22 protein-coding genes and 1 tRNA gene are annotated in these 24,119 nt (G+C 39.3%); 14 read left to right on the top strand and 9 right to left on the bottom strand.

Going from position 1 to position 24,119, the window contains the following annotated elements; translation table 11 throughout:
• Nucleotides 1–66: 66 nt before the first annotated feature.
• Entirely contained in the window at nt 67–1,230 is a 1,164-nt protein-coding gene (locus HPE56_RS00115; protein ID WP_188241749.1) for a T9SS type A sorting domain-containing protein, read from the bottom strand.
• Nucleotides 1,231–1,332: 102 nt separating this feature from the next.
• Between HPE56_RS00115 and HPE56_RS00110 the strand changes: the two genes are divergently transcribed.
• From HPE56_RS00110 to HPE56_RS00085, 6 genes are all read left to right on the top strand, one after another.
• Nucleotides 1,333–1,827, top strand: coding sequence for an SRPBCC family protein (locus HPE56_RS00110; RefSeq protein ID WP_188242480.1), 495 nt, complete (start codon nt 1,333–1,335; stop codon nt 1,825–1,827).
• Between the two features lies 1 nt (nt 1,828).
• Nucleotides 1,829–2,518 (top strand): SDR family NAD(P)-dependent oxidoreductase, encoded by a 690-nt coding sequence (locus HPE56_RS00105; RefSeq protein ID WP_188241748.1) that lies wholly within the window; start codon nt 1,829–1,831, stop codon nt 2,516–2,518.
• 1 nt (nt 2,519) lies between these two features.
• Nucleotides 2,520–3,830 carry a cryptochrome/photolyase family protein gene (locus tag HPE56_RS00100; protein ID WP_188241747.1) on the top strand — a complete coding sequence of 437 codons (1,311 nt, stop codon included), beginning with the start codon at nt 2,520–2,522 and terminating at the stop codon, nt 3,828–3,830.
• Nucleotides 3,831–3,906: 76 nt separating this feature from the next.
• The gene (locus HPE56_RS00095) at nt 3,907–4,074 is read left to right on the top strand and encodes a (4Fe-4S)-binding protein (protein ID WP_188241746.1); all 168 of its coding nucleotides are present in this window, start codon (nt 3,907–3,909) and stop codon (nt 4,072–4,074) included.
• A gap of 42 nt (nt 4,075–4,116) precedes the next feature.
• Nucleotides 4,117–4,299, top strand: a complete 183-nt coding sequence (locus tag HPE56_RS00090; RefSeq protein ID WP_188241745.1) for a CDGSH iron-sulfur domain-containing protein — start codon at nt 4,117–4,119, stop codon at nt 4,297–4,299.
• 6 nt (nt 4,300–4,305) lie between these two features.
• Entirely contained in the window at nt 4,306–4,989 is a 684-nt protein-coding gene (locus HPE56_RS00085) for a lysoplasmalogenase (protein WP_188241744.1), read from the top strand.
• 1,232 nt (nt 4,990–6,221) lie between these two features.
• Here the strand turns inward: HPE56_RS00085 and murA are convergent.
• The 3 genes from murA to HPE56_RS00070 form a co-directional block, all read right to left on the bottom strand.
• The gene (gene murA / locus HPE56_RS00080) at nt 6,222–7,529 is read right to left on the bottom strand and encodes a UDP-N-acetylglucosamine 1-carboxyvinyltransferase (RefSeq protein ID WP_188241743.1); all 1,308 of its coding nucleotides are present in this window, start codon (nt 7,527–7,529) and stop codon (nt 6,222–6,224) included.
• Between the two features lie 15 nt (nt 7,530–7,544).
• Nucleotides 7,545–8,198, bottom strand: a complete 654-nt coding sequence (locus tag HPE56_RS00075) for a DUF4290 domain-containing protein (protein ID WP_188241742.1) — start codon at nt 8,196–8,198, stop codon at nt 7,545–7,547.
• 85 nt (nt 8,199–8,283) lie between these two features.
• Nucleotides 8,284–8,571, bottom strand: coding sequence for a DUF493 family protein (locus HPE56_RS00070; RefSeq protein WP_188241741.1), 288 nt, complete (start codon nt 8,569–8,571; stop codon nt 8,284–8,286).
• An 88-nt stretch (nt 8,572–8,659) separates the two neighbouring features.
• Between HPE56_RS00070 and HPE56_RS00065 the strand changes: the two genes are divergently transcribed.
• The 5 genes from HPE56_RS00065 to HPE56_RS00045 all read left to right on the top strand — a co-directional run bounded on the left by HPE56_RS00065 (nt 8,660) and on the right by HPE56_RS00045 (nt 13,195).
• A complete protein-coding gene (locus tag HPE56_RS00065; RefSeq protein ID WP_188241740.1) occupies nt 8,660–9,223 on the top strand; it encodes an AAA family ATPase in 564 nt (187 codons plus the stop codon).
• The gene (locus HPE56_RS00060; RefSeq protein WP_188241739.1) at nt 9,223–11,121 is read left to right on the top strand and encodes a RecQ family ATP-dependent DNA helicase; all 1,899 of its coding nucleotides are present in this window, start codon (nt 9,223–9,225) and stop codon (nt 11,119–11,121) included. The genes HPE56_RS00065 and HPE56_RS00060 overlap by 1 nt, the downstream gene beginning before the upstream one ends.
• A complete protein-coding gene (fmt, locus tag HPE56_RS00055; protein ID WP_223170121.1) occupies nt 11,102–12,070 on the top strand; it encodes a methionyl-tRNA formyltransferase in 969 nt (322 codons plus the stop codon). Before HPE56_RS00060 ends, fmt begins: the two co-directional genes overlap by 20 nt.
• A gap of 177 nt (nt 12,071–12,247) precedes the next feature.
• Nucleotides 12,248–12,520 (top strand): HU family DNA-binding protein, encoded by a 273-nt coding sequence (locus HPE56_RS00050; RefSeq protein WP_109655149.1) that lies wholly within the window; start codon nt 12,248–12,250, stop codon nt 12,518–12,520.
• Nucleotides 12,521–12,634: 114 nt separating this feature from the next.
• Complete coding sequence (locus HPE56_RS00045) at nt 12,635–13,195, top strand: YqgE/AlgH family protein (RefSeq protein ID WP_188241738.1); 561 nt, start codon at nt 12,635–12,637, stop codon at nt 13,193–13,195.
• Between the two features lie 13 nt (nt 13,196–13,208).
• On the opposite strand, the gene HPE56_RS00040 is transcribed toward HPE56_RS00045, so the two are convergent.
• Together HPE56_RS00040 and HPE56_RS00035 are read right to left on the bottom strand one after the other, a co-directional pair.
• Nucleotides 13,209–14,054: an aminotransferase class IV gene (locus tag HPE56_RS00040; protein WP_188241737.1), complete on the bottom strand. Its 846-nt coding sequence runs from the start codon at nt 14,052–14,054 to the stop codon at nt 13,209–13,211.
• Between the two features lie 59 nt (nt 14,055–14,113).
• A complete protein-coding gene (locus HPE56_RS00035; RefSeq protein ID WP_109655156.1) occupies nt 14,114–14,497 on the bottom strand; it encodes an START-like domain-containing protein in 384 nt (127 codons plus the stop codon).
• Between the two features lie 824 nt (nt 14,498–15,321).
• Between HPE56_RS00035 and HPE56_RS00030 the strand changes: the two genes are divergently transcribed.
• Both HPE56_RS00030 and HPE56_RS00025 read left to right on the top strand, forming a co-directional pair.
• Nucleotides 15,322–15,395, top strand: a tRNA-Met gene (locus HPE56_RS00030).
• Between the two features lie 55 nt (nt 15,396–15,450).
• Nucleotides 15,451–15,792, top strand: coding sequence for a hypothetical protein (locus tag HPE56_RS00025; RefSeq protein WP_188241736.1), 342 nt, complete (start codon nt 15,451–15,453; stop codon nt 15,790–15,792).
• 426 nt (nt 15,793–16,218) lie between these two features.
• On the opposite strand, the gene HPE56_RS00020 is transcribed toward HPE56_RS00025, so the two are convergent.
• The 3 genes from HPE56_RS00020 to HPE56_RS00010 form a co-directional block, all read right to left on the bottom strand.
• Nucleotides 16,219–17,874: a RagB/SusD family nutrient uptake outer membrane protein gene (locus HPE56_RS00020; protein ID WP_188241735.1), complete on the bottom strand. Its 1,656-nt coding sequence runs from the start codon at nt 17,872–17,874 to the stop codon at nt 16,219–16,221.
• Between the two features lie 11 nt (nt 17,875–17,885).
• Nucleotides 17,886–21,341: a TonB-dependent receptor gene (locus HPE56_RS00015; RefSeq protein ID WP_223170120.1), complete on the bottom strand. Its 3,456-nt coding sequence runs from the start codon at nt 21,339–21,341 to the stop codon at nt 17,886–17,888.
• Nucleotides 21,342–21,505: 164 nt separating this feature from the next.
• Nucleotides 21,506–22,663, bottom strand: a complete 1,158-nt coding sequence (locus HPE56_RS00010; RefSeq protein WP_188241734.1) for a FecR family protein — start codon at nt 22,661–22,663, stop codon at nt 21,506–21,508.
• 114 nt (nt 22,664–22,777) lie between these two features.
• Here HPE56_RS00010 and HPE56_RS00005 point away from each other — a divergent pair, with 114 nt between their 5' ends.
• On the top strand, nt 22,778–23,377 hold the full coding sequence (locus HPE56_RS00005; protein WP_188241733.1) for an RNA polymerase sigma factor: 600 nt from the start codon (nt 22,778–22,780) through the stop codon (nt 23,375–23,377).
• Nucleotides 23,378–24,119: the final 742 nt, after the last annotated feature.

Raw genomic sequence — 24,119 nt, 5'->3', positions numbered from 1 at the left:
CCAAAGCTATATATAAACCCTTGTCAGATTTGTTAACAAACTCTTAAATAAACGGATATAGGAATATCAATGGGCTACAAAAGCTTTGGATAACACTTTATCCCCCAAATAAAGCGTAAGATAATATACACCTGATTTAAAGGTTGTTACATCCAAATCGTTATTTTCGATATCGGCACCCAATGTAAATTGGATCATTTTACCCGAAGTATCGAAAACCGCCTGGGCCAGAATTGATTTGTTCGACAACAAATCGTATTGAAGTTTTTCCGGATTATAGGAATCGAAGAGCAATAGACGATCTTCTTGATGGTCTATATCGGGATTCTCCCCTTCCTCTTCTTCCATTTCATCAATTGGGTCATTCTCTTGCTTGAATTGGATGGCATAGAGCATTGGATCTAGATGTATCCCTAAGTTATCCCGCTCAAACTGTTCGGTACCTATGAAATAGCGCTGTAGCCCAACGGTTGTAATGGACTCTGCTTGAGCAAAACCGATATCCAAAGGTATGCGTTCCACAGCATCCCCAAAAAGTGAGGACATCCCAATATCCCTGCTTCTTATAACAAAGGGCGATAAGGTGCTTGAATAGGCAATCAATAATAAATCATTCTGGAGTGCATCGTATGAGGCCCCAGTAATCAATCCATCCGCAGCATAGGATGCTACCCTTTTCACTACATAATCCCCCGCTTCCTTGGGAATGCTGTAGACCACCGTACCTTCATCCAACCATTGTTTTGTAAACAGCAACAATTGGTCATTGAACACAGTTAAGGCCTCGGCATCCCAATTACTTTCCCCATTATCAACGAAATCCAGCTGGTCTTCATATTTAAATTTGATGATTTCTGCGGAGACTTCATCGCTTCGATTAAAATCGTCTTTTGAAATCTTATAAACGGCCAAATCGGTTCGTATGCCCGAATAATTACCGATATCGGCCGCATAGATAAAGGCATCGTCCTGGGTTAGATCTTCCCAATCAATATTCGTTGCATTCAAAACGGTCACCCTGCGGGTTACTTGCATGTTAACCGTGTCTAAAACATAAAGTATCGGTGCATTGCCCGAATCATTATGGGAGACCAAACTACCGTTGTAGAATATATGCCCCGAGTTTTCCATTAATTCCATTGGCATCTGCCCCACTTCTTCAACATTCACTTGGGCGCTGCCTTCATAAAACAGAAACAGTATTAGTATAGGTAGTACAATCGTTCTCATAGTAATTTCTAAAACGTCAATGTACAAAATTGAAATGAAATGAATATTTCCATATTGTTTAATCTTTTACTATATTTGTTAAACATTATTAGTTTGACCTTTATGAAACTCTATCAATTACATGCTTCCCAAGCCCTCCCCATTACAAAGGATGTGGCGTGGAAATTTTTATCGGACCCAAGGAATCTTGCGGCCATCACCCCTGACCATATGGGATTCGATATATTATCGGGGGCCGATAGGGCCATGTTCCCCGGACAGATTATCCAGTATAAGGTGATTCCCTTTCCCGGTTTCCCGACCCGTTGGGTAACCGAAATCACACATGTTAGGGATGGGGAATACTTTGTGGATGAACAGCGCTTTGGGCCTTATGCCCTTTGGCATCATAAACATTTTATAAAAGCAATACCCAATGGTGTACTCATGGAAGATATTATCGATATAAAACTTCCTTTTGGTTTTTTGGGTCGTTTGGGGTATCCTTTGATCAAAAAGCAATTGACCAAGGTATTTAAATACCGGGAACAAAAATTAGTAGAACGCTTTGGATGTCTCGAAGACCAACCGACGCAATTAAACCTAAAATCCATTTAAGATGAAAAATATACTATTGATTGGGGGATCAAAGGGCATTGGACATTCGTTGGCCCAACTCCTACAGGAAAACCATCATGTTTTCGTGGCTTCCCGCACATGGGAAATTACCGATCTTCCAAAGGTTACCCATATCCCTTTTGATGTTACCAAGGATACTTTGGATACTTCCCTGCTACCCAATGAACTCCATGGGTTTGTCTATTGCCCAGGAAGTATTAACTTAAAACCTTTTAAGATGTTATCGATAGAAACCTTTCAGGAGGATATGCATCTAAATTTTTTCAGTTTGGTGAACACTATAAAACAAATCATGGCCTTTATGGTTGAAGGATCAAGTATGGTCTTTTTCAGTACGGTGGCCGTACAGACGGGTATGCCCTTTCACACCAGTGTGGCGGCGGCAAAAGGGGCCATAGAGGGATTCACCAAATCACTCGCCGCGGAATATGCCCCAAAAATACGGGTGAATGCCATTGCCCCCTCCCTAGTCGACACCCCCTTGGCTGCCCGACTTTTGAATAATGATAAGAAGAAGGAAATGATGGCCCAAAGACATCCGCTTAAACGTGTGGGAAAAGCCGGGGATATGGCAAACATAGCCCAGTTTTTGCTCAGTTCGGAAAGTTCCTGGATAACGGGTCAGATCTTAGGTGTAGATGGAGGATTATCAACCTTGAATGTAAATTAATATGAAAGAAAAAGTATCGGTTTTTTGGTTTCGAAGGGATTTACGACTTGAGGATAATGTAGGACTTTCACAAGCGCTGAAACAAGCATCCAACGTACTCCCCATTTTTATTTTTGATAAGGAAATCCTGCATCAATTACCCAAAAACGATGCCCGTGTTACCTTTATCCACGAAACAATTTCCCAGATCAACTCGGAATTAAGGCGAAAATCGAACAGTTCCATAGGTGTTTACCTAGGTCAGCCCCTTGAGATATTTGAGACTTTGACCAAGGATTTTGAAATAGAGGCCGTTTATACCAATCACGATTATGAACCTTATGCCCTGCAGCGTGATAGACAGGTAAAAGAACTACTTGCCCATCAGGGCATCCCTTTCAAAACCTTTAAAGACCAAGTAATTTTTGAGCGGGATGAAATTGTGAAGGCAGACGGTAATCCTTATGTGGTCTATACCCCGTACAAAAACAAGTGGAAGGAAAAATTCAATGCTGCCGATCCCTTGAAGCAGATTGATGATAGCCCGTTGAGCCACAACTTCATTCAAAACCGCGAATTACCTTTTTTGACCTTGACGGAACTGGGCTTTGAAAAATCGCCCATTAAAGTGCCCGATTATTTGGTTTCGGAAGACCTGATCGAAAATTATGAGGCTACAAGAAACTTTCCTGCCAAAAGCCATGGTACTTCCAGAATCGGTCCCCATTTACGATTTGGGACGGTCTCCATCAGAAAAATTTTAAAAAAAGCCATTGCCTCCAACAATGAGGTGTTCTGGAATGAATTGATTTGGCGGGAATTCTTTATGCAGATCCTATGGCATTTCCCCAACACCGTAAATAATGCCTTTAAACCCAAATATGATCGTATTCCTTGGCGGAATAATGAGGAAGAATTCGAAAAATGGAAAAACGGGGAAACCGGATATCCCCTGGTTGATGCCGGAATGCGTGAACTTAATGAAACCGGTTATATGCACAATCGGGTACGTATGTTGGTGGCCAGTTTTCTATGTAAGCATTTATTGATCGACTGGCGTTGGGGAGAGGCGTATTTTGCCGAAAGGCTATTGGACTTCGAATTGAGTTCCAATGTGGGTAATTGGCAATGGGCAGCCGGTAGTGGTGTCGATGCAGCCCCTTATTTCCGTATTTTCAATCCCACTACACAAATCGAGAAATTCGATAAGGAGCGAAACTATATCAACCATTGGGTCACGGACCTACAGGAGTTGACCTATCCGAATAGAATGGTCGACCATAAAGAAGCTAGGGAACGTTGTTTAAAGGTTTACAAAGAAGCACTCGGATAAGACATTTTTAGTATATTTAAGGGATAAAAGTATCCATGGAAAAAGAAATCATAAAAGAATATGCCAAGGGGGGGACATGACTATTATCTGGAAGCCCAAAACCTGTATTCATTCCAGTGTCTGTGTGCAGCAATTACCCGAAGAATACCAACCTCGGGAAAGGCCTAGGATAAAACATCAAAATGCCTCAAAAAAACAATTGATGCTACAAATATCGGCCTGTCCGACCGGTGCTTTATGTTAGCGCATCAAAGATAAAACAGAAGAAATCAAAATCAATAAAGATATGACAACAGTAAAAATAAAACCGAACGGACCCTTATTGGTCGAGGGTCAAATAACCATCGTCGATGCGGATGGTAAAGAAGAGATCAAGGAAAAAACAACTGCCTTTTGCCGCTGTGGCGCCTCTAACAACAAACCATTCTGCGACGGCACCCATAATAAGGTGGGTTGGAAAGACAGCTAAATACGAATGAGTAAGGCCAACCGCAAGCCTATCTATTTCCTGCCCATATTCACCCTCCTCGTCCTAATCGATTTGTATGTGGGTAGTATTGGGGATGATGTCATGCGTCATTTTACCAAGCCCTTGATCCTATTCTCCCTATTTGTTTATTTTGCCATTAATGGGCGTCGTCTTGGGAAGCCTACCTATCCGTTGATGCTAACGGCCCTCTTTTTTTCTTGGCTGGGTGATGCTTTTCTAATGTATGATGGTATTTCGTCCAATTACTTTGTGGCCGGACTCCTTTCCTTTCTTTTGGCGCATGTGGTATATGCCATCCTTTTTTTTAGAAAGCGGAATATGCCCTTTTCAAGAGCCTTCTGGTTTGTTTTAACCTTGTTGGTCCTTTATGGTGCTTTTCTATTCTTTCAGATACAAGCGGGACTTGGTGCGCTTAAAATCCCCGTGATTTTTTATGTAGCCATTATTCTCTTGATGGCCTTAGCGGCCTTTGGAAGAAAAGGCAGTGTGCCGCAATACAGTTTTAATCTCGTATTTTGGGGAGCATTGTTCTTTATTGCCTCCGATAGCATATTGGCCATCAATAAATTTTTAATCGATGTCCCCTACTCCCACCTATTGATTATGGGCACCTATGCCACGGCACAATATTTGATTACCCGAGGTATATTGGTTCAGGAAAACCCATAATCAGGTTTTTAAAAGGATTGTGACCTTAAGGATCCAACACAAATTAGATACATTTATTTACAAAAGAACATTGATCATTACTGTTATATATCGTAGCGGTTTAATAACAACTTACCAGAGGCCGCAAATGGGTGGTCAATATTTTGAAACGCATAAGGGGGCATTTAAAAAGCTTGTTAATTTGCGAATATCGGGCTATCTTTATGTCCACGATAGATTTGTAATCTGTATTTTAAGTTTTTTATATGGAATCCAATAAATTGAAAATCATCTTTCCGAAATAACGGGCACCCACGAGTGTGCCTGTAAACATCCTATATAACTTATTGAAAATTTCTCCGTCCCATTTCTTATAGGGTCGGATTACTCGTTGTGTAACAAACCGTACCACATATAGGATTCGTTTTTGGTCTATTTTTTAATGATTAAATCTATGAGTATGGCTACGCCTAAAAAAAAACGTTCTAAAGCCGAATTAAAAGCGAAAAAACAAGAGAGAATTCTTCAACGAATGCAAGAAAAAATGATGAAGAAGCGTAAATCAAGAGTGTAACCTAGTGTTTATGAAAGGCCCCGCAACATTTAGTTTTCGGGGCTTTTTTTTTAAACGGTAGTTTTTACGCTAGACCCCCCCTACAAAGCAACACTGCGCTACGGCGTCTTGAAGGGCGTATTAAGTCCCCCGCTAGGCCTAGCGTCACGCTCGTGCCATGTTCAAAACACCCCTGTAAAGTAGTGTCCCCACTACTTTACCGTCCCCTCAAGGGGACAATTAGTACGAGACAATAATTATGCATAAAAAACGCAATAATATAATCCCCTATAACCCTAACCTAAAGATTATACTAGGGAGCTGCATAATAATAGTACGTTAGCAGAAATACCCTTATGGCAAAAAATAAAAGGCAAAGCATTAGGACCAGTCCCCTCAAGGTGACAATGCCCGCTTAAATATAATTTCCCCTTTGAAGGGGGTGCCTGCACGGCAGGGGATGTATTTCATCCTAAAATGAGTCAAGCCTAGTTAGATTGAAGGAAAACCGGAAAGAGAAATGATTAAGCCTCCCATAATTCTATCAGGGGTAATTAAACATGAAAACTTCATGTGACATAAGAAACAAGCACGGAATACATAGTAAAGTTTCTTGGATGTAGTTGGCTTTGGATCAACTCAAATAATTCACCCACAAGCCCAAATCCCTAACGAAAAATAAGATTTTATCTTTTTAGAATTACACCCTGGTTATCCTGGCCCCAATAGCCCGAAGTCGGGTATCGATATCCTCATAACCACGATCGATCTGTTCAATATTGTGAATGGTAGACGTTCCTTTGGCAGACAATGCAGCGATCAAAAGGGATACTCCGGCCCTGATATCCGGGGATACCATGGTGGTTGCCTTTAATTTGGATTTAAAATTATGGCCAATAACGGTCGCTCTATGCGGATCGCATAAAATGATCTTAGCTCCCATATCGATCAACTTATCAACAAAGAACAAGCGGCTTTCGAACATCTTTTGGTGAATCAATACCTCCCCTTTCGCTTGGGTAGCCATTACAAGAATAATACTCAAAAGATCGGGCGTTAGTCCCGGCCATGGCGCATCGGAAACCGTCAATATGGATCCATCGATAAAACTCTGTATTTTATAACCATCCTTATGTTCGGGAATAAAAATATCAGCGCCTTTTCGTTCTATGGTGACTCCCATTTTTCGAAAAACGGTTGGTATTTGACCTAAATCGTCCCAACTTACATTTTTGACCGTCAGTTCACTTTTAGTCATGGCCGCGAGTCCGATCCAACTTCCTATCTCGATCATATCAGGTAACATGGTATGCTCGGTTCCTCCCAGCTTATCAACACCCTCAATGGTCAACAGGTTTGAACCTATACCTGAGATTTTGGCCCCCATACGGTTCAACATCTTGCACAATTGCTGTAAATAAGGTTCACAGGCCGCATTGTAGATGGTTGTTTTTCCTTCGGCAAGTACAGCCGCCATTACAATATTGGCGGTTCCAGTTACCGAAGCTTCGTCGAGCAACATATAGGTACCCTTCAACTTTTTAGCTTCCACCCCGTAAAAATGTTCCTCTTTATTGTAACGGAATTTGGCACCGAGGTTAATGAATCCCTCAAAATGGGTATCCAATCGTCTACGACCAATCTTATCACCTCCAGGTTTGGGAATATAGCCTTTACCAAAACGCGCCAACAAAGGTCCTACAAGCATGATCGATCCCCTTAGTCCCCTACCGTCTTCCTTGAATTGGTCGGACTGTAGGTAATCGAGATTTACGTCATTGGCCTGGAACGTATAAGATCCTTTGCCTTTCTTTTGGATATTTACACCCAAATCTTCCAACAAAGCAATGAGTTTGTTGACATCGACAATGTCTGGAATGTTATTGATAACAACCTTTTCTCCGGTCAAAAGCACTGCACATAGAATTTGCAATGCCTCATTTTTGGCGCCTTGTGGGGTGATTTCACCAGATAACTGATGGCCCCCTTCAATTTTAAATGTTCCCATTTAGGATTGAGACTATTAGTATCGCTTTTTACCGCGATTATTGCTTCTTTGACTTTTCTTTCCTGTAGTGCTACGAGGATTCTTGGCTACCCTATTTTTAAGGAATTGACCACTATCGGTAAGGTTTTCACCTTCCTTGGCAAGGTCTATTTGCCCATCACTCAATTCGTAGAGATGTTTGAAAATGACGGTGTCATCTACGGTATCCTTGTTCCAATTAAGGTAACATTTCTTCATATGGTTGGCGATGGCATATTCGAGTCCATCACGCATATCACCCTTATCCCATTCAACGGCAACATCGATCATTCGTTTTATGTTATTGCCATAGAAACGATATTTAGGGAAATTCTGTGGATACCCAAGTGGTTCAGGCCTTTGTTGCAACATTTCCTTGGAAGTAATTGGAAAAGGGGAATCAACATCCAATTTAAAATCGGACATAATAAACAATTGATCCCATAATTTATGCTGAAAATCAGGCACATCCCTCAAATGGGGTTGTATATTACCCATGACACTTATTATGGCCTGGGCTACTTTATTTCGCTCTTCACGATCTTCAATCGATATGGCATGGTCTACCATTTTTTGAAAATGACGACCGTATTCCGGAATTATGAGTTTTTCACGTTCCGTATTATATTCTAGGTTTTCTACTAAATTCAAATCTTAAGTTTTTATGCTATTAAAGCGGGTAGGAAGTATTTCTATAACGGCTGCAAATTAAGAAAATTATGCTGTATTTGCTATTTTATAAGGATATAACCCCTTCAATTACCCCAACTTCTATGTATTTTTCAATTACAGCATCGGGGTTCTCTAGATTTACCTGTATCGAAAGGCTGGTGTATTTGCCGTTTTTTGACAGTTTGGAATCGATGACAGCTCCCAAATTATTGAAAATGGAATGTATCTGATTGATCTTCTCTTCATCGGTCAATACAATAAACTTGTACAGGTATAGGGAGGGCCATTGGGTACTTTCTTCCAGTTGGGTTCGTAAACGGGTATAAAACTCTTCAGGGTTCTCTGTATTCATTGCCACAATTTTGTACAAATATAAGGCTTCAATAACAATTTTATAATAATCCTGTATTCCGTATTTTTACACTCTTAACACAGAACTATTGAAGGCGAAAAAAATTGTAATCACTGGAGGCCCCAGTACAGGTAAGACTTCGGTCATTGAGCAGTTGGAGATGGATGGCTTCCATTGTTTGCATGAGGTTATACGCGATATGACTTCAGAGGAAAAGACACAAGGTGGTGACATAGAGATAGTTTCGAACCCCATTGTTTCGGTCCCCGACCCTAAAAGTTTTAACCTGAATATTCTGAATGCCCGTATCAATCAATACCGATCTGCGCTGAAATCCACAAGGGACGTTGTCTTTTTTGACCGTGGAATACCCGACGTATTGGCTTATATGGATTGTTTTCAGCAAACCTATACCTCTGAATTTTCAGAACCCTGCCAAACCTTGCGATACGACCATATTTTTCTTATGCCCCCATGGAAGGAAATCCATGTGACGGACAGCGAACGTTTCGAATCGTTCGAAGAATCGATAAAGATCCACGATTGCCTGGCCAAGTCCTATGGCAATTTCTCTTATGATGTAACCCTTGTGCCCAAAGGAAGTGTTCATGAAAGGGTGCAGTTTATACTTGATCATACCAAAACGCTATAATGCAAAAGGACCCGCAGACCATTTTAGAGCATTACTGGGGTTTTGGGTCCTTTAAGGGTTCCCAGAAAACAATAATAGATGCGGTATTGGCCGAAAGGGATGTGCTTGCCTTGCTCCCAACCGGGGGTGGTAAGTCGCTCTGCTTCCAATTACCCGCCTTGTGTAAGGAGGGCATCTGTATCGTTATTTCCCCATTGATTGCCTTGATCCAAAACCAGGTCGAAGTATTGAGGGAAAAAGGGATAAAGGCTATTGCCTTGACCGGCGGTATTTCGTTTGAGGAAGTCAATAACCTTTTGGACAATTGTTTATATGGCAATTACAAGTTTCTCTATCTATCCCCCGAAAGGCTACAGCAAGAACTGGTTCGCGATCGCATTCAGCAAATGAACGTTAATCTTATTGCCATAGACGAGGCCCACTGTATATCGCAATGGGGGCATGATTTTAGACCCGCTTATCTCGAGTGCTCCACATTGCGGGAACTCCTCCCCAATGTACCTATCATTGCCCTTACGGCTACGGCTACGGAGGCTGTCGCAAAGGATATTGTCGAAAGTCTTACTTTGACCGACCCTTTGGTTGTAAAGGATTCGTTTGCCCGCAACAACATTGCTTTTTCCGTTTCTTGGGAAGAGGACAAAAGATATCGATTAAAACAACTTTGTTCCAACTTGGACCACAGTGCCATCGTTTATGTACGTACCCGACGGGCTGCCCAAACCTTGGCGACATTTCTTCAAACGAATGGGTGTTCTTCATCGTATTATCATGGGGGATTATCCAAACAGGAGAAAAAGAAACGTCTCGACTTATGGTTAAGTAATAAGGTGAAGACCATGGTAGCCACAAACGCTTTTGGTATGGGTATCGACAAACCCGATGTAACCTTGGTCGTGCATTACCAAATTCCCGATTGCATTGAAAACTACTTTCAAGAGGCTGGAAGGGCTGGTAGAAACGGTAAACCGGCACGGGCGATTTTGCTGACCAACAATAGCGATATTGCGCAGGTAAAAAACCAGTTCCTAAGTGTCTTACCCGATATCCCCTTTATTAAATTAGTGTATAACAAACTCAATAATTATTTCCAAATCCCCTATGGGGAAGGATATGATGAGTATTTTCAATTAAATTTCAATGCGTTTTGTGAGGCATACCGATTAAACCCTTTGATCACTTATAATGCCTTTCGTATTTTGGATCAAAATTCGGTCCTTGCCCTGTCAGAGGCTTTTTCAAAAAAAACTACGCTCCGATTTATAGCTGATAAAGATCAATTATTCGATTATCTCGACAAAAACAGGAACTTGGCAGTTATAGTACAAACGCTATTGCGAACCTATGGGGGGGTGTTTGAATTTGATACCAAGATAAATACCGTATTGGTTGCCAAAAAAGCGGGAGTATCGGAGGATAAGGTGTTGGCTGTACTGAAAAAGTTGCAGACGGACCAAGTTATCGAGTATGATGAACGAAACAGTGATTTGGAAATCACCTTTTTGGTTCCTCGGGAAGATGACAGTACCATAAATGTATTCGCGAAAAGGGTCAAAGCCCTGAATAGCCTAAAAATAAGGAATGTTGATGCTATTCTTTCCTATATCAAGAACACGAAAACCTGTAGGAACATACAATTGCTGCACTATTTTGGGGAAACCCAGGCGACCGAATGTGGGCGATGCGATATTTGTAAGGCTAAAAAGGAGTTGAACGTAAACCTAACTACCTTTGTGTCGGAAGAAATCGTACGGCAATTAAGCATCGGGCCGAAGTCTTCCAGGGATTTGATCAAAACCCTTCCCTTTAATGAGGATGTCGTTCTAATCGCTTTGCGGGGATTGTTGGAAAATGAAAGAATAAGAATAAATACCAGAAATGAATATGAGCTCGCTTAAGAAGGAAGATTTAAGGATTGTTTTTATGGGAACGCCGGAGTTTGCCGTTACCATTCTTGATGCATTGGTGCAAAACGAATTTAATATTGTAGGCGTGTTGACTGCACCTGACAAACAAGCCGGCAGGGGACGAAAAATACATAAATCAGCTGTAAAGGAGTATGCTGAGGAAAAAGGGTTGACTATTCTACAACCTACAAATCTTAAAGATGAAACATTCGTAGGGGAATTGGAGGCATTGAATGCCAACCTACAGATTGTAGTGGCCTTTAGAATGTTACCTAAGGTTGTATGGCAAATGCCGGATTACGGTACGTTCAATCTACATGCATCATTACTTCCCGATTATAGGGGTGCTGCACCCATCAATTGGGCTATTATCAACGGAGAGACCGAAACCGGGGTCACTACCTTTTATCTAGATGATAAGATAGATACTGGCGAAATGATCCTTCAAGCCAAGGTCGATATCACCAATGACGATACCGCAGGTACCTTACACGATAAATTGATGCATCTTGGGGCCAAGGTTGTTTTGGAAACGGTTCAGGGGATACTCCAAGGGTCCGTCACCAGAACCCCACAAGCTTTCAACAGCCATTTAAAGGAAGCCCCTAAAATACATAAGGAAACATGTCGAATTGATTGGAACGGATCTTTAAAACAGATTTATGATTTTATCAGGGGATTAAGCCCCTACCCTGTCGCTTGGACCACATTGAACAATGGCGGGGAGGAATCTTTCCTTAAAATACATAAGGCCTCTATGGAAGAGGGGGTGCACGACCTTGAAGTTGGGCAGGTCATAAGTGGCAAGGCAGAAATGAAAGTTGCGGTAACAGGAGGATATATTTATCTAGAGGAAATCCAATTACCGGGAAAACGAAGAATGGCAATCCGCGATGTCTTAAACGGACTAAAATTGATGAAAACAGCCTCTATGACGTAAAGCCCCACTACCATTGGGCTGCGAGAGACGTAAAAAAAGCCCTACTTTATCAACAAACCTATTGAGTTATTAACAAAAACGGCGATTTCCCCTTGTTTTACTTGTGTTCACGGTAAATCCGTATAAATTTGTTCAAAGGTTTAAAATTATTTTTAAAACAATTAATTTAATTACATTATGAACAAAACAGAATTAATCGATGCAATGGCTGCTGATGCTGGCATCACAAAAGCTGCGGCTAAAAAGTCATTGGAGTCTTTCCTAGGTAATGTTGAAGGTTCTCTTAAAAAAGGAGATCGTGTATCATTAGTAGGATTCGGATCTTGGTCTGTATCTAAAAGAAATGCAAGAGAAGGTAGAAACCCATCAACTGGAAAAACTATCAAAATTGCAGCTAAAAATGTTGTTAAGTTTAAAGCAGGTGCTGATTTAGGCAAAGCGGTAAACTAATCTATATTATTATACTTTTGAAAAACCTTGGCATTACTGTCAAGGTTTTTTTTGTATGTACTAGTTTGTGTTTTATAGGAATTGTCTTATTTTAGTTACATCAGAAAAGCAAATATGATTGGTATAAAACCAAATAAAGGCAAGCTACTTATCGCGGAACCCTCGTTAACAGGGGATGTTTCTTTCAATAGGTCCGTGGTTTTGTTGGCAGAGCATAACGAGGAAGGTTCTGTTGGTTTTATCCTAAACAAGCCTTTGGAGTACAATATCAATGATTTGGTGACTGAAATCTCAATACCGCTTCAAGTATATAATGGTGGCCCTGTGGAACAGGATAATCTTTATTTTATACATAAGGTTCCCGATCTTATCGATAATAGTATAGAAATAGCTGACGGCATTTATTGGGGTGGTGATTTTGAAACCACCGTACAGTTGATCAATGAAGGGGTGATCACTGATGAGGATATACGTTTCTTCCTTGGGTATTCCGGGTGGTCTTCCCTACAACTGGATCAGGAATTATCCTCTAAATCATGGATTGTGGTTCCCAATGAATACTCCAGTTCCATAATCCAAAAATCCTCTATCGCCTTTTGGAAGGAAAAAATGTTGGAATTGGGTGGTAATTATTTAATTTGGTCGAACGCACCGGAAAATCCTAGCCTAAACTAAGGAACACTTTGGTTTATCCAAGTCTGGCCGAAGCATTCAATTTACCCAACAGACTTTTCGCTACTTCATTACCAAAATGTTTTTTCCTGTATTTGGTAATCGGTTGTATACCCACAATGGCATTCGTTATAAAAAGCTCATCGGCCTTTTGCAGTTCAAATGGGGAAATGGAGGTTTCAAGCAAAGTGTAGTCCTTCAGACTTTTGATTATTTCAATCAATTTATTTCGAAGAACACCCTTTAAACATCCGTCGGAAAGTGGAGGGGTCTTAATCACATTGCCTTGTACCCAAAATAGATTTCCATTTAGGGCCTCTACCACACTCTTCTGTGCATTCAACAACAAACAATTGTCAAGTTCGTTTTCTTCAGCAAAAACACTGCCCACGACATTTAAGATCTTATTGTTGGTCTTTAAGGTCGATAACATATCGGGGTTCAGATAAAAATCCTTGAAAAGGTCCACCTCATAGGTCTTGTCCTCTATACTATAAAAGGTAGATGGCAGTTCATTCGCTTCTATGATATAAGAAACATCATTATTGGTTGGAGTGTAGAATCCCCCATTGTTTCTAAACACGGTTAAACGAACCCTTGCCGATTTTTGGTTTAGCCCGTTGTTTTGTAGTGTCTTTACTATTTGTTCCTCAAAAGACTCCATCGTAAAGTCCATGGGGATTTCCATTCTAAGGATTCGCATGGAGGACATTAAGCGCAGGTAATGCGTTTCCCAAAAATATATTTTTGAATTAACCACCCTTATCGTCTCAAAAAGAGCGTCGCCATAGCGTAGTCCCCTATTTTCATGGTTTAGAAAATTAGAGTTTTCTTGAAGTAGTTCACCGTTAAAATTGATCATAAAAAAAGCCCTGATAGTATTTTCAGGGCCAAATATACTGCATAATTCTACGCGGAATCCTATTTTGAACCTAAAACCTGTTTAAGGTCGGTTACTTGATTTTCCCAAAGCATTTTTGCTTCATCCACTTCGTCCTCTTCTGCAAAATCTATGATAAAAAGTGAAACATCCTTGGTGATCTCATCAACGATGATCCTCATTTCAAAGTAAGAATCATCATCATTCTCTTCCCAAGCGAATCTTACGAATTCCTCGCTCTTTCTTTTTAATAATTTAGCTTCTTCTTCAGTGCCATCCCAAATAAACCGGAACAACTCCCCCCTCGAATTGACATTATCGGCAAACCATTCCGAAAGTCCGGAAGGTGTTGACAAATACTGATATAACAATTGGGGTGAAGACTGTATTACAAATTCAATTTCAAATTTAGTCTTATCGCTCATCAAGATTGGTATTTATTATGGGCAATATATATAAATCTAAATGATAAAAAAATAAAAGAGGAAGAATATTTTTTTAAGATGAATGTTGAAGAACCAAAAATTAAACTTTATATTTGCAGCCGTTTAAAACGATATGCTGAGCGATGATGAAAGACGTAGTTTTATCGGGATGCTGATAAACAAAGTTTCGTCAGCAGTAGCTTTTGTTTTCTGACAGATTTAAATATTGTCGGAATAATTGTAAAATGGCGAGTCCTGATGAAAGACATGGTCTTTATCAGGATGCTGACAAACAAAGTTTCGTCAGCAGTAGCTTTTGTTTTCTGACAGATTTAAATATTGTCGGAATAATTGTAAAATGGCGAGTCCTGATGAAAGACATGGTCTTTATCAGGATGCTGACAAACAAAGTTTCGTCAGCAGTAGCTTTAGTAGTCTGGCATATAGCATGAAAATATGTTCAGAACAATTCAAATGGCGAGTCCTGACGAAAGACGTGGTCTTTATCAGGATGCTGACAAACAAAGTTTCGTCAGCAGTAGCTTTAGTAGTCTGGCATATAGCATGAAAATATGTTCAGAACAATTTAAATGGCGAGTCCTGATGAAAGACGTGGTCTTTATCAGGATGCTGACAAACAAAGTTTCGTCAGCAGTAGCTTTAGTAGTCTGGCATATAGCATGAAAATATGTTCAGAATAATTCAAATGGCGAGTCCTGATGAAAGACGTGGTCTTTATCAGGATGCTGACAAACAAAGTTTCGTCAGCAGTAGCTTTAGTAGTCTGACATATAGCATGAAAATATGTTCAGAACAATTTAAATGGCGAGGTAGCTCAGCTGGTTAGAGCGTCGGATTCATAACCCGGAGGTCGGGGGATCGTGCCCCCCTCTCGCTACAAAGGTCAATACCAGCAAAATCAACGGTTTGTGTACGCACAAACCGTTTTTTTTATGTCTTTTATCTCCTTATTTTCCCCTACCCTAGTACGACAAACTCTAATTAAGGCCGGGGACAATCGCTTTAAAACCCAACGTGAACACTGGTTGTTCATGACCCTCATTAAAAGGTCTCTCATTAAATATTTGGAACTGGGTTTGGTTTCAAATTCCGATAAGGCCGAACTATTATCGAAAATAAGCGCATCTACGAGCATATCTAAAAAACGTACTGAAGTTGTCCTTAAAAAAGAAGAACCCCAGCCAAAAGTCAATAAACCTGCCCTACCACCCCACTTACCCCTTCAATACCTGAAGAAAAAGCATGATAATCGAAGAAGCATTCTATTTTATTAAAAATAAAAAAGCAATCCCTTAATCCTAATTCTTATTCGAGGTACCTAAATCCAGTGAAACAATTTCAAAAATGGCAGGTAAAAAAGGATATCAAGTGTATAAGGAAAATTCATAAAAAAATAGTAGTCCAATATTGGAACGAACATCGCCCTGAACCCGTAACAATGTCAAGACTAGTCTAAGCGCCATTTTTACCACATTGGAGAACAATTAGGTTATAGAAGATAATTTTATCCTTAAAATAAATATACTCCCCACTAAACCCGAAAGGAACAAAACCTTTACCTGGGTATGTTACCCATTAACCTTTGCGATATATTCCAAGATTACATTCCGACTTATATACACAAAAAAAGGAGAGAAAATTACTTCCTCCCCTTTTACAAAACTAACTCAATCTAACAAGATCCTTAAAAAACCATATGTCTAATAACCTGGATTCTGTGTGGTAAGACTATTTCCACTATCATCGGTACCCCCCGAATCTATTTGACTTTGGGGTATGGGCATATATTCATGTTTCCCTTCTACAAATGTTGCACCGGTCAAAAATCCTCTTTGGATTTTTTCCTTTTCCAAATAGGTGTTTATGACCTCTGCAGCAATACCCCAACGTACCAAATCAAAGAAACGGTGACCTTCATGCGCCATCTCCAATCGTCTTTCCGTACGCAGTGCGACAATTGCTTCTTCCTTCGTATCAAATGCAGTATCGTATGTTGCTATAAGATAATTAGCGGCATCTGCTGTACCGTCCAAATTTTGGATATAGGTTCCGGTTTTTGCCCGATTCCGTACCATATTGATATAGGTTCTACCATCTTCCAATTCATCAAGCTCTATCGATGCTTCGGCTTTCCAGAGTAATACATCGGCATAACGTATGATATGATAATTGGCAGCAGTTACATAGGGCCAAGAAGGTAAATAATTGGGGTCATTTGCCGATATTACCCTCTTCTTTGGACCATAAGGGCCATAGGTGGCCAAATCCCTGGCCCAATCCTCCTCGTAGTTGATTCCCAAATCCTTATATGGTATTCCCGGTCTTCCAACAATGACATCCAATCTTGGGTCTACATTATCGGTTTCCGTAACATCGACATTATCCAATTGCGGAGCACCTTCAACATCTGTTTTAAATGCATTTACCAAATTTTGTGAAGGACGTAAAAAACCATACTGATTATATCTTGGTCCCCCAGGAGGCATTAAACGATCACCAATGGAGCCATTGTAATTATTTGGCGAACCGTCATTGATCGAATACTGAATAGCAAAAACAACTTCAGGTCCGTTGTCATTATCCGGTAAAAACACTTCATTAAAGTTTGGCAATAAACTATAACCCCCATTAACGATCACCTCATCAGCTGCGGAATTGGCCTCGGTCCATTTTTGTTGGAAGATATAGGTTTTGCACAAATACGCTTTGGCCGCCCATTTTGTAGGACGCCCCGGATCATCTTGTGTATCCGGTAATACCGTAAAGGCAGCATTAAAGTCATCCTCTATTTTGGTCCATACTTCGTCAGAAGTAATCATGGTGTTCGAAAAATAATTGCCTTCCTCGTCAATATAGGAAATACGATTGTAAATCTTTTTTAGTTCAAAATAAAAATGACCCCTCAAAAAACGCATTTCGGCTACCCGCTGATTTTTTGTGCTTTCATCAAATTCAGTAGAGTTTTTCAGTGCCTTAAGAACCGTATTTACCCGGTTTATGCCTTCATAAAGTACACTCCACTTTTGTTCAACATCGATAATCTGTGAATCGGTTGTATAAATTTCCATTCGATGGATTTGATTTTGATCACCTGTTCCACCTCCTCCTTTATACGCATCATCTGAAAGAACATCCCCAAAACTCCAATTGGATGCCGGAGAATTAAAGGCGTTTGAAGCTTCGTTTCCTTGACCGTTTAGTATGCTGTATGCGGAAATGATCAATGGCTCTATATTTTCAGGCAGTAGTACCTGTTCGTCGGTTATTTCCCCGAAAGGATCCTTTTCCAAAAACTCGTCACTACATGAAGTGACAAGGATTCCCATAATGCTTAGTGTAAAGAATATTTTTTTCATTATGTTTTTTTTTAAAAATTAAGATTAACACCAAATGTGAATGTTTGGGAAGTAGGATAAATACCCCTATCCACTCCTATATCCAAATTCCGCCCGTCAGAATCGTAATTCTGAAGACCTATTTCAGGATCCAAGCCATCATAGCCGGTAATCGTAAGTAAGTTGTACGCCTCTAAATAAACCCTGACCTGAGAGGCCTTTATTTTTTGGGCAATACTTTCTGGAAACGTAAACCCAACCTGTAATGTCTTTAATCGCAAGTAGGAACCATCTTGAACATAAAAAGAAGATGGACGTATATTGTTATTTGGATCATTCAAAGAAACCCTTGCCAAATCAGTATTCGTATTTTCAGGAGTCCATGCATTTAAAATACGTCCACTTTTGTTGTAATTCGCCAAATTGAAAAAATCACTATAATAACGCGACAAATCATAAATGTCATTTCCTTGCGAGCCTTGAAAGAACATCGTAAAATCAAAAGCCTTATACGCGGCTGAAAAATTAACACCGTAGGTAAAATCGGCATGGGGCGAACCTATATAGGTCCGGTCAGCATCATTGATAACCCCATCTTCATTCAAATCCTTGAATTTATAATCCCCGGCCACGGCAGTGGGTTGAAAACTGGATGTCGCTTCCGTATCCGTTTGAAAAATTCCTTCGACCACATGTCCATAAAAAGAAGCTATTGGTTGACCTATACCCGTTCTGGAAGTTGATTGATCAAAATTAGTGCTATGCAAAACGCCTGGATCGGTTTCTATAAAATCGATTCCTTCACCAAGGGACAATAATTTATTGTCGATTACTGAAAAATTCACTCCTACGTTATAATTAAAATCCTTAGTTCGATCGCTTTGAAAATCGGCGGCCAATTCGAATCCTTTGTTTTCCATTTCCCCTACATTCTGCCATTGTCCACGATTGGTAATACCGGACTGGTCAGCGGGAAGTGTTTTAAACAATAACAGGTCATCTGTCTTTTTGACAAAATAATCAACCGTGAAATTTATCGAATTATCCAAAAATCCAAAATCCAGACCCACATTGGTTTGTGTGGTTGTTTCCCATTTTAAATCCGGATTGGCAATCCTGGACAAAGTGAACCCGGTCTGTGTGCTGGATTGTGATCCATCTATGGCATAATTGGAATAATTGGGGTTACTGCTAAATCCTGAAACAGTTTGATATGCTGGTATATCCTGGTTTCCGGTTATTCCCCATCCTGCCCTAAATTTTAAATTGGACAATACCCCCTCTTTATTAAAGAAATCTTCTTCCGAAACCTTCCATCCTACGGAAAGTGCAGGGAAAGTTCCCCAACGGTTGTTCAATAATTTAGAAGTTCCATCCCGTCGTAACGTTGCGGAAAATAAATACTTGTCATCATAAACATAATTCAACTTTCCAAAATAAGAGAACAATGAAAATTCTATTTTATCCCCTGTATTGGTCTGTGTGCCTTGATCTCCCGCATTTAATACCCTAACATTGATTTCATTTGTAGGTAAATCATCTATGGAAGCAGTTGTTACTTGATAAAGATTCTCAATACTTTCAATACCCAACAATACATTAAACTTATGTTTTTCATTCAATGTTTTTGTATAATTAAGGGTGTTGGACCATACCCAATCAAACTTTAATTCATCTCTAACCTCCAAATCATTTATTACCCTTTGGGCATTGGGTTCCTTAAAGGTTGGATTAAATGTGGTCCCCTTGATAGAGGTGTAATTTATCCCGAAATTTGTTTTGAATTTTAAATCATCGAAAAGTTTTATTTCGGTAAATAAATTTCCGAAAACCCTAACATTATCCACGTTGTTATCTTTGTTACGCTCTAGATTTCCCAAAGGATTCTGTACATCGGATAAGGGATATCCTGTATAATCCCCATTAATATCATATACCGGGGCAATACTTGGTATACGGTATGCATCATAAACCGCATTTCCGAGCAGGGAGTTGGTGTCCGTACCGACAGAGCTAGCGTAAGCGACGGTCAAATTTTCACCAACGATAACCTTATCATCAAACAATTTATAGTCCGAATTAAGTCGGGCCGTGATCCTACTGAAATCCGTGTTTTTTAAAGTCCCTTCCTGATCGAAATAACCTAAGGAAAAAAAGGAATGTGAATTTTCACCTCCTTTAGCAAAACTCAAATTGTACGATTGAATGAGCGCAGGATTAAAAATTTCTTCTACCCAGTCTGTATTGGCCGATGGAATGGTATTCTCGGCATCTAAAAAAGCAGGGATTACAGCAACGGCTCCATTTCCATAAATACTATGGGAAGGGGCTATACCGTCATTATTAAAACCTTCCCAATAGATGTCTCCATACTCTTGGGCATTTAGGTTATTCGGTAGATTTCTGGTATTTTGAATACCGGCATGCATATTAAATGAAATCTTGGCCTTATCCGATGTACCCTTTTTCGTTGTGATGATAACAACCCCGTTGGCCGCCCTTGAACCATAAATACTAGAGGATGAGGCATCTTTTAAAACTTGTAATGATGCAATATCATTCGGGTTGATCAGGTTTATATCCGTAGTGGTGGGAACCCCATCAATAACGTAAAGTGGATCATTGTTCCTGATGGTACTATACCCCCTAATCCTAAGTGTACTAGCACCTCCTGGCGAACCGGAACTTATGAGTTCTACACCTGAAACCCTACCTTGCAGCATATTATCCACACTGGCAACGGGTTGACTTACAACCTCACCCATCTCTACTATAGCCACTGCCCCGGTAAGATCACTCTTCCGTTCTGCTGTATAGCCAGTAATCACTACTTCATCCAAGGCCGACGCATTTTCCTTTAAGGTGATGGAAATACTGGTTTGACCTTGAACAGCCACTTCCTTAGTGGTAAAACCAATATAGGAAATAACCAAAATCACATCGGAATTGGAAACATCTATTGCGAAAATGCCGTCAAAATCAGAAGTGGTTCCGTTAGTTGTCCCCTTTTCAATAATACTCGCACCAGGAAGAGGGGTTCCATTTTCATCGGTAATGACTCCACTGACCTGTAGTTGTAGGTTTTGCAACTCCATACCCGAGTCTTGTTCGGAGGTTTTCTTATTTGGACCACCATATAGTAAAATTTTGCGATTATCTATCTCATAACCTATACTCTCTTTATCAAAAAGTAAATCCAACACCTTTGTAATGGGTGCTTTACTGACATTGATGGAGACCTTTCGCTTTAAATCTATGGACTTGGTGTTGAAGATGAATTTGAATTCTGTAGTCGCTTCAATTTCATCAATAACATCTTCCACAGTAGCATTCCCAAGATCCAAGGATATTTTGGTTTTTTGGGAATACGATGAGTTTGCATGCATTACGAAGCTTACGGTAATTAAAAAAAGAAGTGATAACTTCATTTTTAAGTCAAATTTTAAGCGCCATGGGGTTATCCCCCCTGACTTTGTTGGTTTTTTCATAATTTTGAGTGTTTATTGGTGATCATGCTTTTTTGGTTTGATTACTTTACGAAATCGGGAAATGCTGTAACATTTTCCGATTTTTTTCTTGTACCAATTTTTATGATAAAAGATGAAAATAATCATGGTTTATTCCTCTGTTTCTATATCATAGGCATTATGTATTAATTAATGATTATTTTATTTTCAACAATTTGATATTCAATCCTGTATATTTTATTGAAATAGTTAAAGACCTGCTCAATGGTTTCTTGGTTCATTTCTATCGTAGCATTAAAGGTTTCATCTGCCAAATCCTTATTGTTATTGATTATGACCACATTGTAATGTCGTTCTAACTTACGGGTAATGTTTTCAAATGTTTCGTTTCTAAAAACAAGATTACCTTCCATCCATGACGTGTAAAGTGATGTATTGACTTTTTGGTCCACAATATTCTTATCCCTTTTATTATAAGCTCCCATATGCCCCGGATTTAGGAATACTTCCTCTTTCTTTTTTAGTGTTTCTCCCTGCTTAGACAAGGCTACGGACCCTTCTACCAAAACAACCTCGGTATTCTCATCCTCAGGATAATTGGCCACATTAAATCTGGTACCATATACTTTTACGTCGAGTTCCTGTGTATTGACAATGAACTGTCGTTTTTGGTCGTGACTGACTTCGAAATAAGCCTCTCCGGTCAACTCCACTTTTCTAGGACTGTTGGGACTAAAAGCTATTGGATACGTCATGGAGCTCCCAGCATTCAATTGAACCTTTGTTCCATCGGAAAGCACGAGTCCAAATTGCTTGCCTTTAGGAATGGTCAAAGTATTATACTGTATTTCAGAAGTATTTTTCTGATCTTTATAGACCAATTGTTTTCCTTTTTGAGCGCCAATTATCTCACCTTTTTCATCAATTAGTTGTTGGCTCCCGTTCTCTTTGATTACTTCTACTTCCCCAGTAGCGGATTTTAATGTGATGCTATTTTCCCTTGGTTTTATCAACCCTTCAGCACTAGATTCATTTTTGCTGATTGCAAACCCTATCCCCATAAATAAAATAGCGATAGCTGCATATTTTAAAACCGATAAGAGCTTTACCTTGATCAATGACTTTTTATCATTATGGATTTCCCTAAGGAGCTCGTCTTTGATTTTATCAAAACTAGGGTCGTTCATAGTTAAATTTATCGCAAAATGGGTTTTAACATATTCCTTGAAAATACTTCGATTTTCTTCATTTTTTATCCACTCGTTCAAAAAGTCCAAATCATGGATATCGGCAGACTGTGAAAAATATTTCACAATTTGATTTTCAACACCTTTAGGAATCATTTAAAATCTTTTCTTACTATTAATACAAGTCAAATCATCAATACCCTAACTTTTTTTCAAATTATTTCATATATTCATATTTTTTATAATAAATATTTATAGAATACATATATTATGGATTTTTCCGATAATAAGAAATTGATCACAAGCCTTAAATCAGGTGAAGAAAAAGCCTATATGTATCTATTGGATAAACACCATAGAGGGCTTAATGCTTACGCCCTGACGTTGACCCATGATCAAGCCCTTGCCCAAGACATTGTTCAAAACGTATTTCTAAAGACATGGAAATCCAGGAAAAAACTAAATCCACAATTTTCAATACGTAGTTTTCTATACAAATGCGTTTATAATGAGTTCTTGAATAATTATCAAAAAAACAAGGCTGTTTTACTACTGAACAAGAAATATATAGAATATGCCCATGAGACTGTTGAAGACATTGATGAAGGAATCCTGAATAAGATAATGGACATCGTGAACAAAGAAATCCAAAAATTACCCCCCAAATGTCAGCGGGTGTTTATTCTTAGTAAAAAGGAAGGTCTTACCAATAATGAAATAGCAGATTACCTTGATATATCCATAAAAACCGTGGAAGCCCAGATCACCAAGGCTTTCCGTATATTGAAGAATAAGTTGGGGAACAAGTATGAAACAATTTTATTCATGGTCTTTGGAAATAATGTGGGGAAATTAAAGGGGAATCCTTAGATGGGTAAATTGAAATTCTTAAAGCGTACATAGTATGCATAATCTAAACTAGCTACCCGACACTTACCCTATTACCCCTATCCTTTCGTAAGTATATTACCTGCCCTAAGGTACCCAACAAACCATAATAACTACCTAATACTACCCTTTTATTCCCCAAAAAATATATTCTACCATCTTTAAACTACCCTAATGGCCACTCAAGTCGATAAATCACTTACCCATGACAAGCTCACTTACTACCCCACAATTACCATATTGCCTACCCGAGTATTCAATACTATCCATTAACGTTAGTCATGTCACCATCCAAGGAACAGATTTTACTATTCATAGAACACCTAATTACCTACTCAATACCGACCATAATCCCTATCCGGTATACAAAGGAAAACAATTAGGATAGCTTTTGGATTATAATAACCTTAAAAACACCATAATTGAAATCAAATACATAAAAGTAAAAACACGGGATTTTTTTTGTGATCTAATCAAGGATTTTGATCTGAAAAACATACAAGGTCCTCAATCGTTTTAATTAAATTAGAGGTAAACAAAACAACCATGGATAAAGTAAAGACATTAACCCTTTTTTTAATTTTTTGGGTAACTTTAACCAACGCCCAAAATATTGTTTATCAAACCGTTAAGGATATAAAATATTATGATGATAGTATATCCAACACCAACGCCTATATAAAGGAAAGATGTACGCTGGATATCTATTATCCAAAAAACAAAC

The sequence above is a fragment of the Maribacter aquimaris genome (assembly GCF_014596745.1).
GTDB lineage: Bacteria > Bacteroidota > Bacteroidia > Flavobacteriales > Flavobacteriaceae > Maribacter_A > Maribacter_A aquimaris.
The sequence above is the reverse complement of the archived record's forward strand: the minus strand, read 5'-3'. Positions and strand labels throughout refer to the sequence as shown.

Coding starts and splice junctions, on each gene's coding strand:
- HPE56_RS00115 (WP_188241749.1), bottom strand. CDS start 1,230: ATGAGAACGATTGTACTACCTATACTAATACTGTTTCTGTTTTATGAA.
- HPE56_RS00110 (WP_188242480.1), top strand. CDS start 1,333: ATGAAACTCTATCAATTACATGCTTCCCAAGCCCTCCCCATTACAAAG.
- HPE56_RS00105 (WP_188241748.1), top strand. CDS start 1,829: ATGAAAAATATACTATTGATTGGGGGATCAAAGGGCATTGGACATTCG.
- HPE56_RS00100 (WP_188241747.1), top strand. CDS start 2,520: ATGAAAGAAAAAGTATCGGTTTTTTGGTTTCGAAGGGATTTACGACTT.
- HPE56_RS00095 (WP_188241746.1), top strand. CDS start 3,907: ATGACTATTATCTGGAAGCCCAAAACCTGTATTCATTCCAGTGTCTGT.
- HPE56_RS00090 (WP_188241745.1), top strand. CDS start 4,117: ATGACAACAGTAAAAATAAAACCGAACGGACCCTTATTGGTCGAGGGT.
- HPE56_RS00085 (WP_188241744.1), top strand. CDS start 4,306: ATGAGTAAGGCCAACCGCAAGCCTATCTATTTCCTGCCCATATTCACC.
- murA (WP_188241743.1), bottom strand. CDS start 7,529: ATGGGAACATTTAAAATTGAAGGGGGCCATCAGTTATCTGGTGAAATC.
- HPE56_RS00070 (WP_188241741.1), bottom strand. CDS start 8,571: ATGAATACAGAGAACCCTGAAGAGTTTTATACCCGTTTACGAACCCAA.
- HPE56_RS00060 (WP_188241739.1), top strand. CDS start 9,223: ATGCAAAAGGACCCGCAGACCATTTTAGAGCATTACTGGGGTTTTGGG.
- fmt (WP_223170121.1), top strand. CDS start 11,102: ATGAATATGAGCTCGCTTAAGAAGGAAGATTTAAGGATTGTTTTTATG.
- HPE56_RS00050 (WP_109655149.1), top strand. CDS start 12,248: ATGAACAAAACAGAATTAATCGATGCAATGGCTGCTGATGCTGGCATC.
- HPE56_RS00045 (WP_188241738.1), top strand. CDS start 12,635: ATGATTGGTATAAAACCAAATAAAGGCAAGCTACTTATCGCGGAACCC.
- HPE56_RS00040 (WP_188241737.1), bottom strand. CDS start 14,054: ATGATCAATTTTAACGGTGAACTACTTCAAGAAAACTCTAATTTTCTA.
- HPE56_RS00035 (WP_109655156.1), bottom strand. CDS start 14,497: ATGAGCGATAAGACTAAATTTGAAATTGAATTTGTAATACAGTCTTCA.
- HPE56_RS00025 (WP_188241736.1), top strand. CDS start 15,451: ATGTCTTTTATCTCCTTATTTTCCCCTACCCTAGTACGACAAACTCTA.
- HPE56_RS00020 (WP_188241735.1), bottom strand. CDS start 17,874: ATGAAAAAAATATTCTTTACACTAAGCATTATGGGAATCCTTGTCACT.
- HPE56_RS00015 (WP_223170120.1), bottom strand. CDS start 21,341: ATGAAAAAACCAACAAAGTCAGGGGGGATAACCCCATGGCGCTTAAAA.
- HPE56_RS00010 (WP_188241734.1), bottom strand. CDS start 22,663: ATGATTCCTAAAGGTGTTGAAAATCAAATTGTGAAATATTTTTCACAG.
- HPE56_RS00005 (WP_188241733.1), top strand. CDS start 22,778: ATGGATTTTTCCGATAATAAGAAATTGATCACAAGCCTTAAATCAGGT.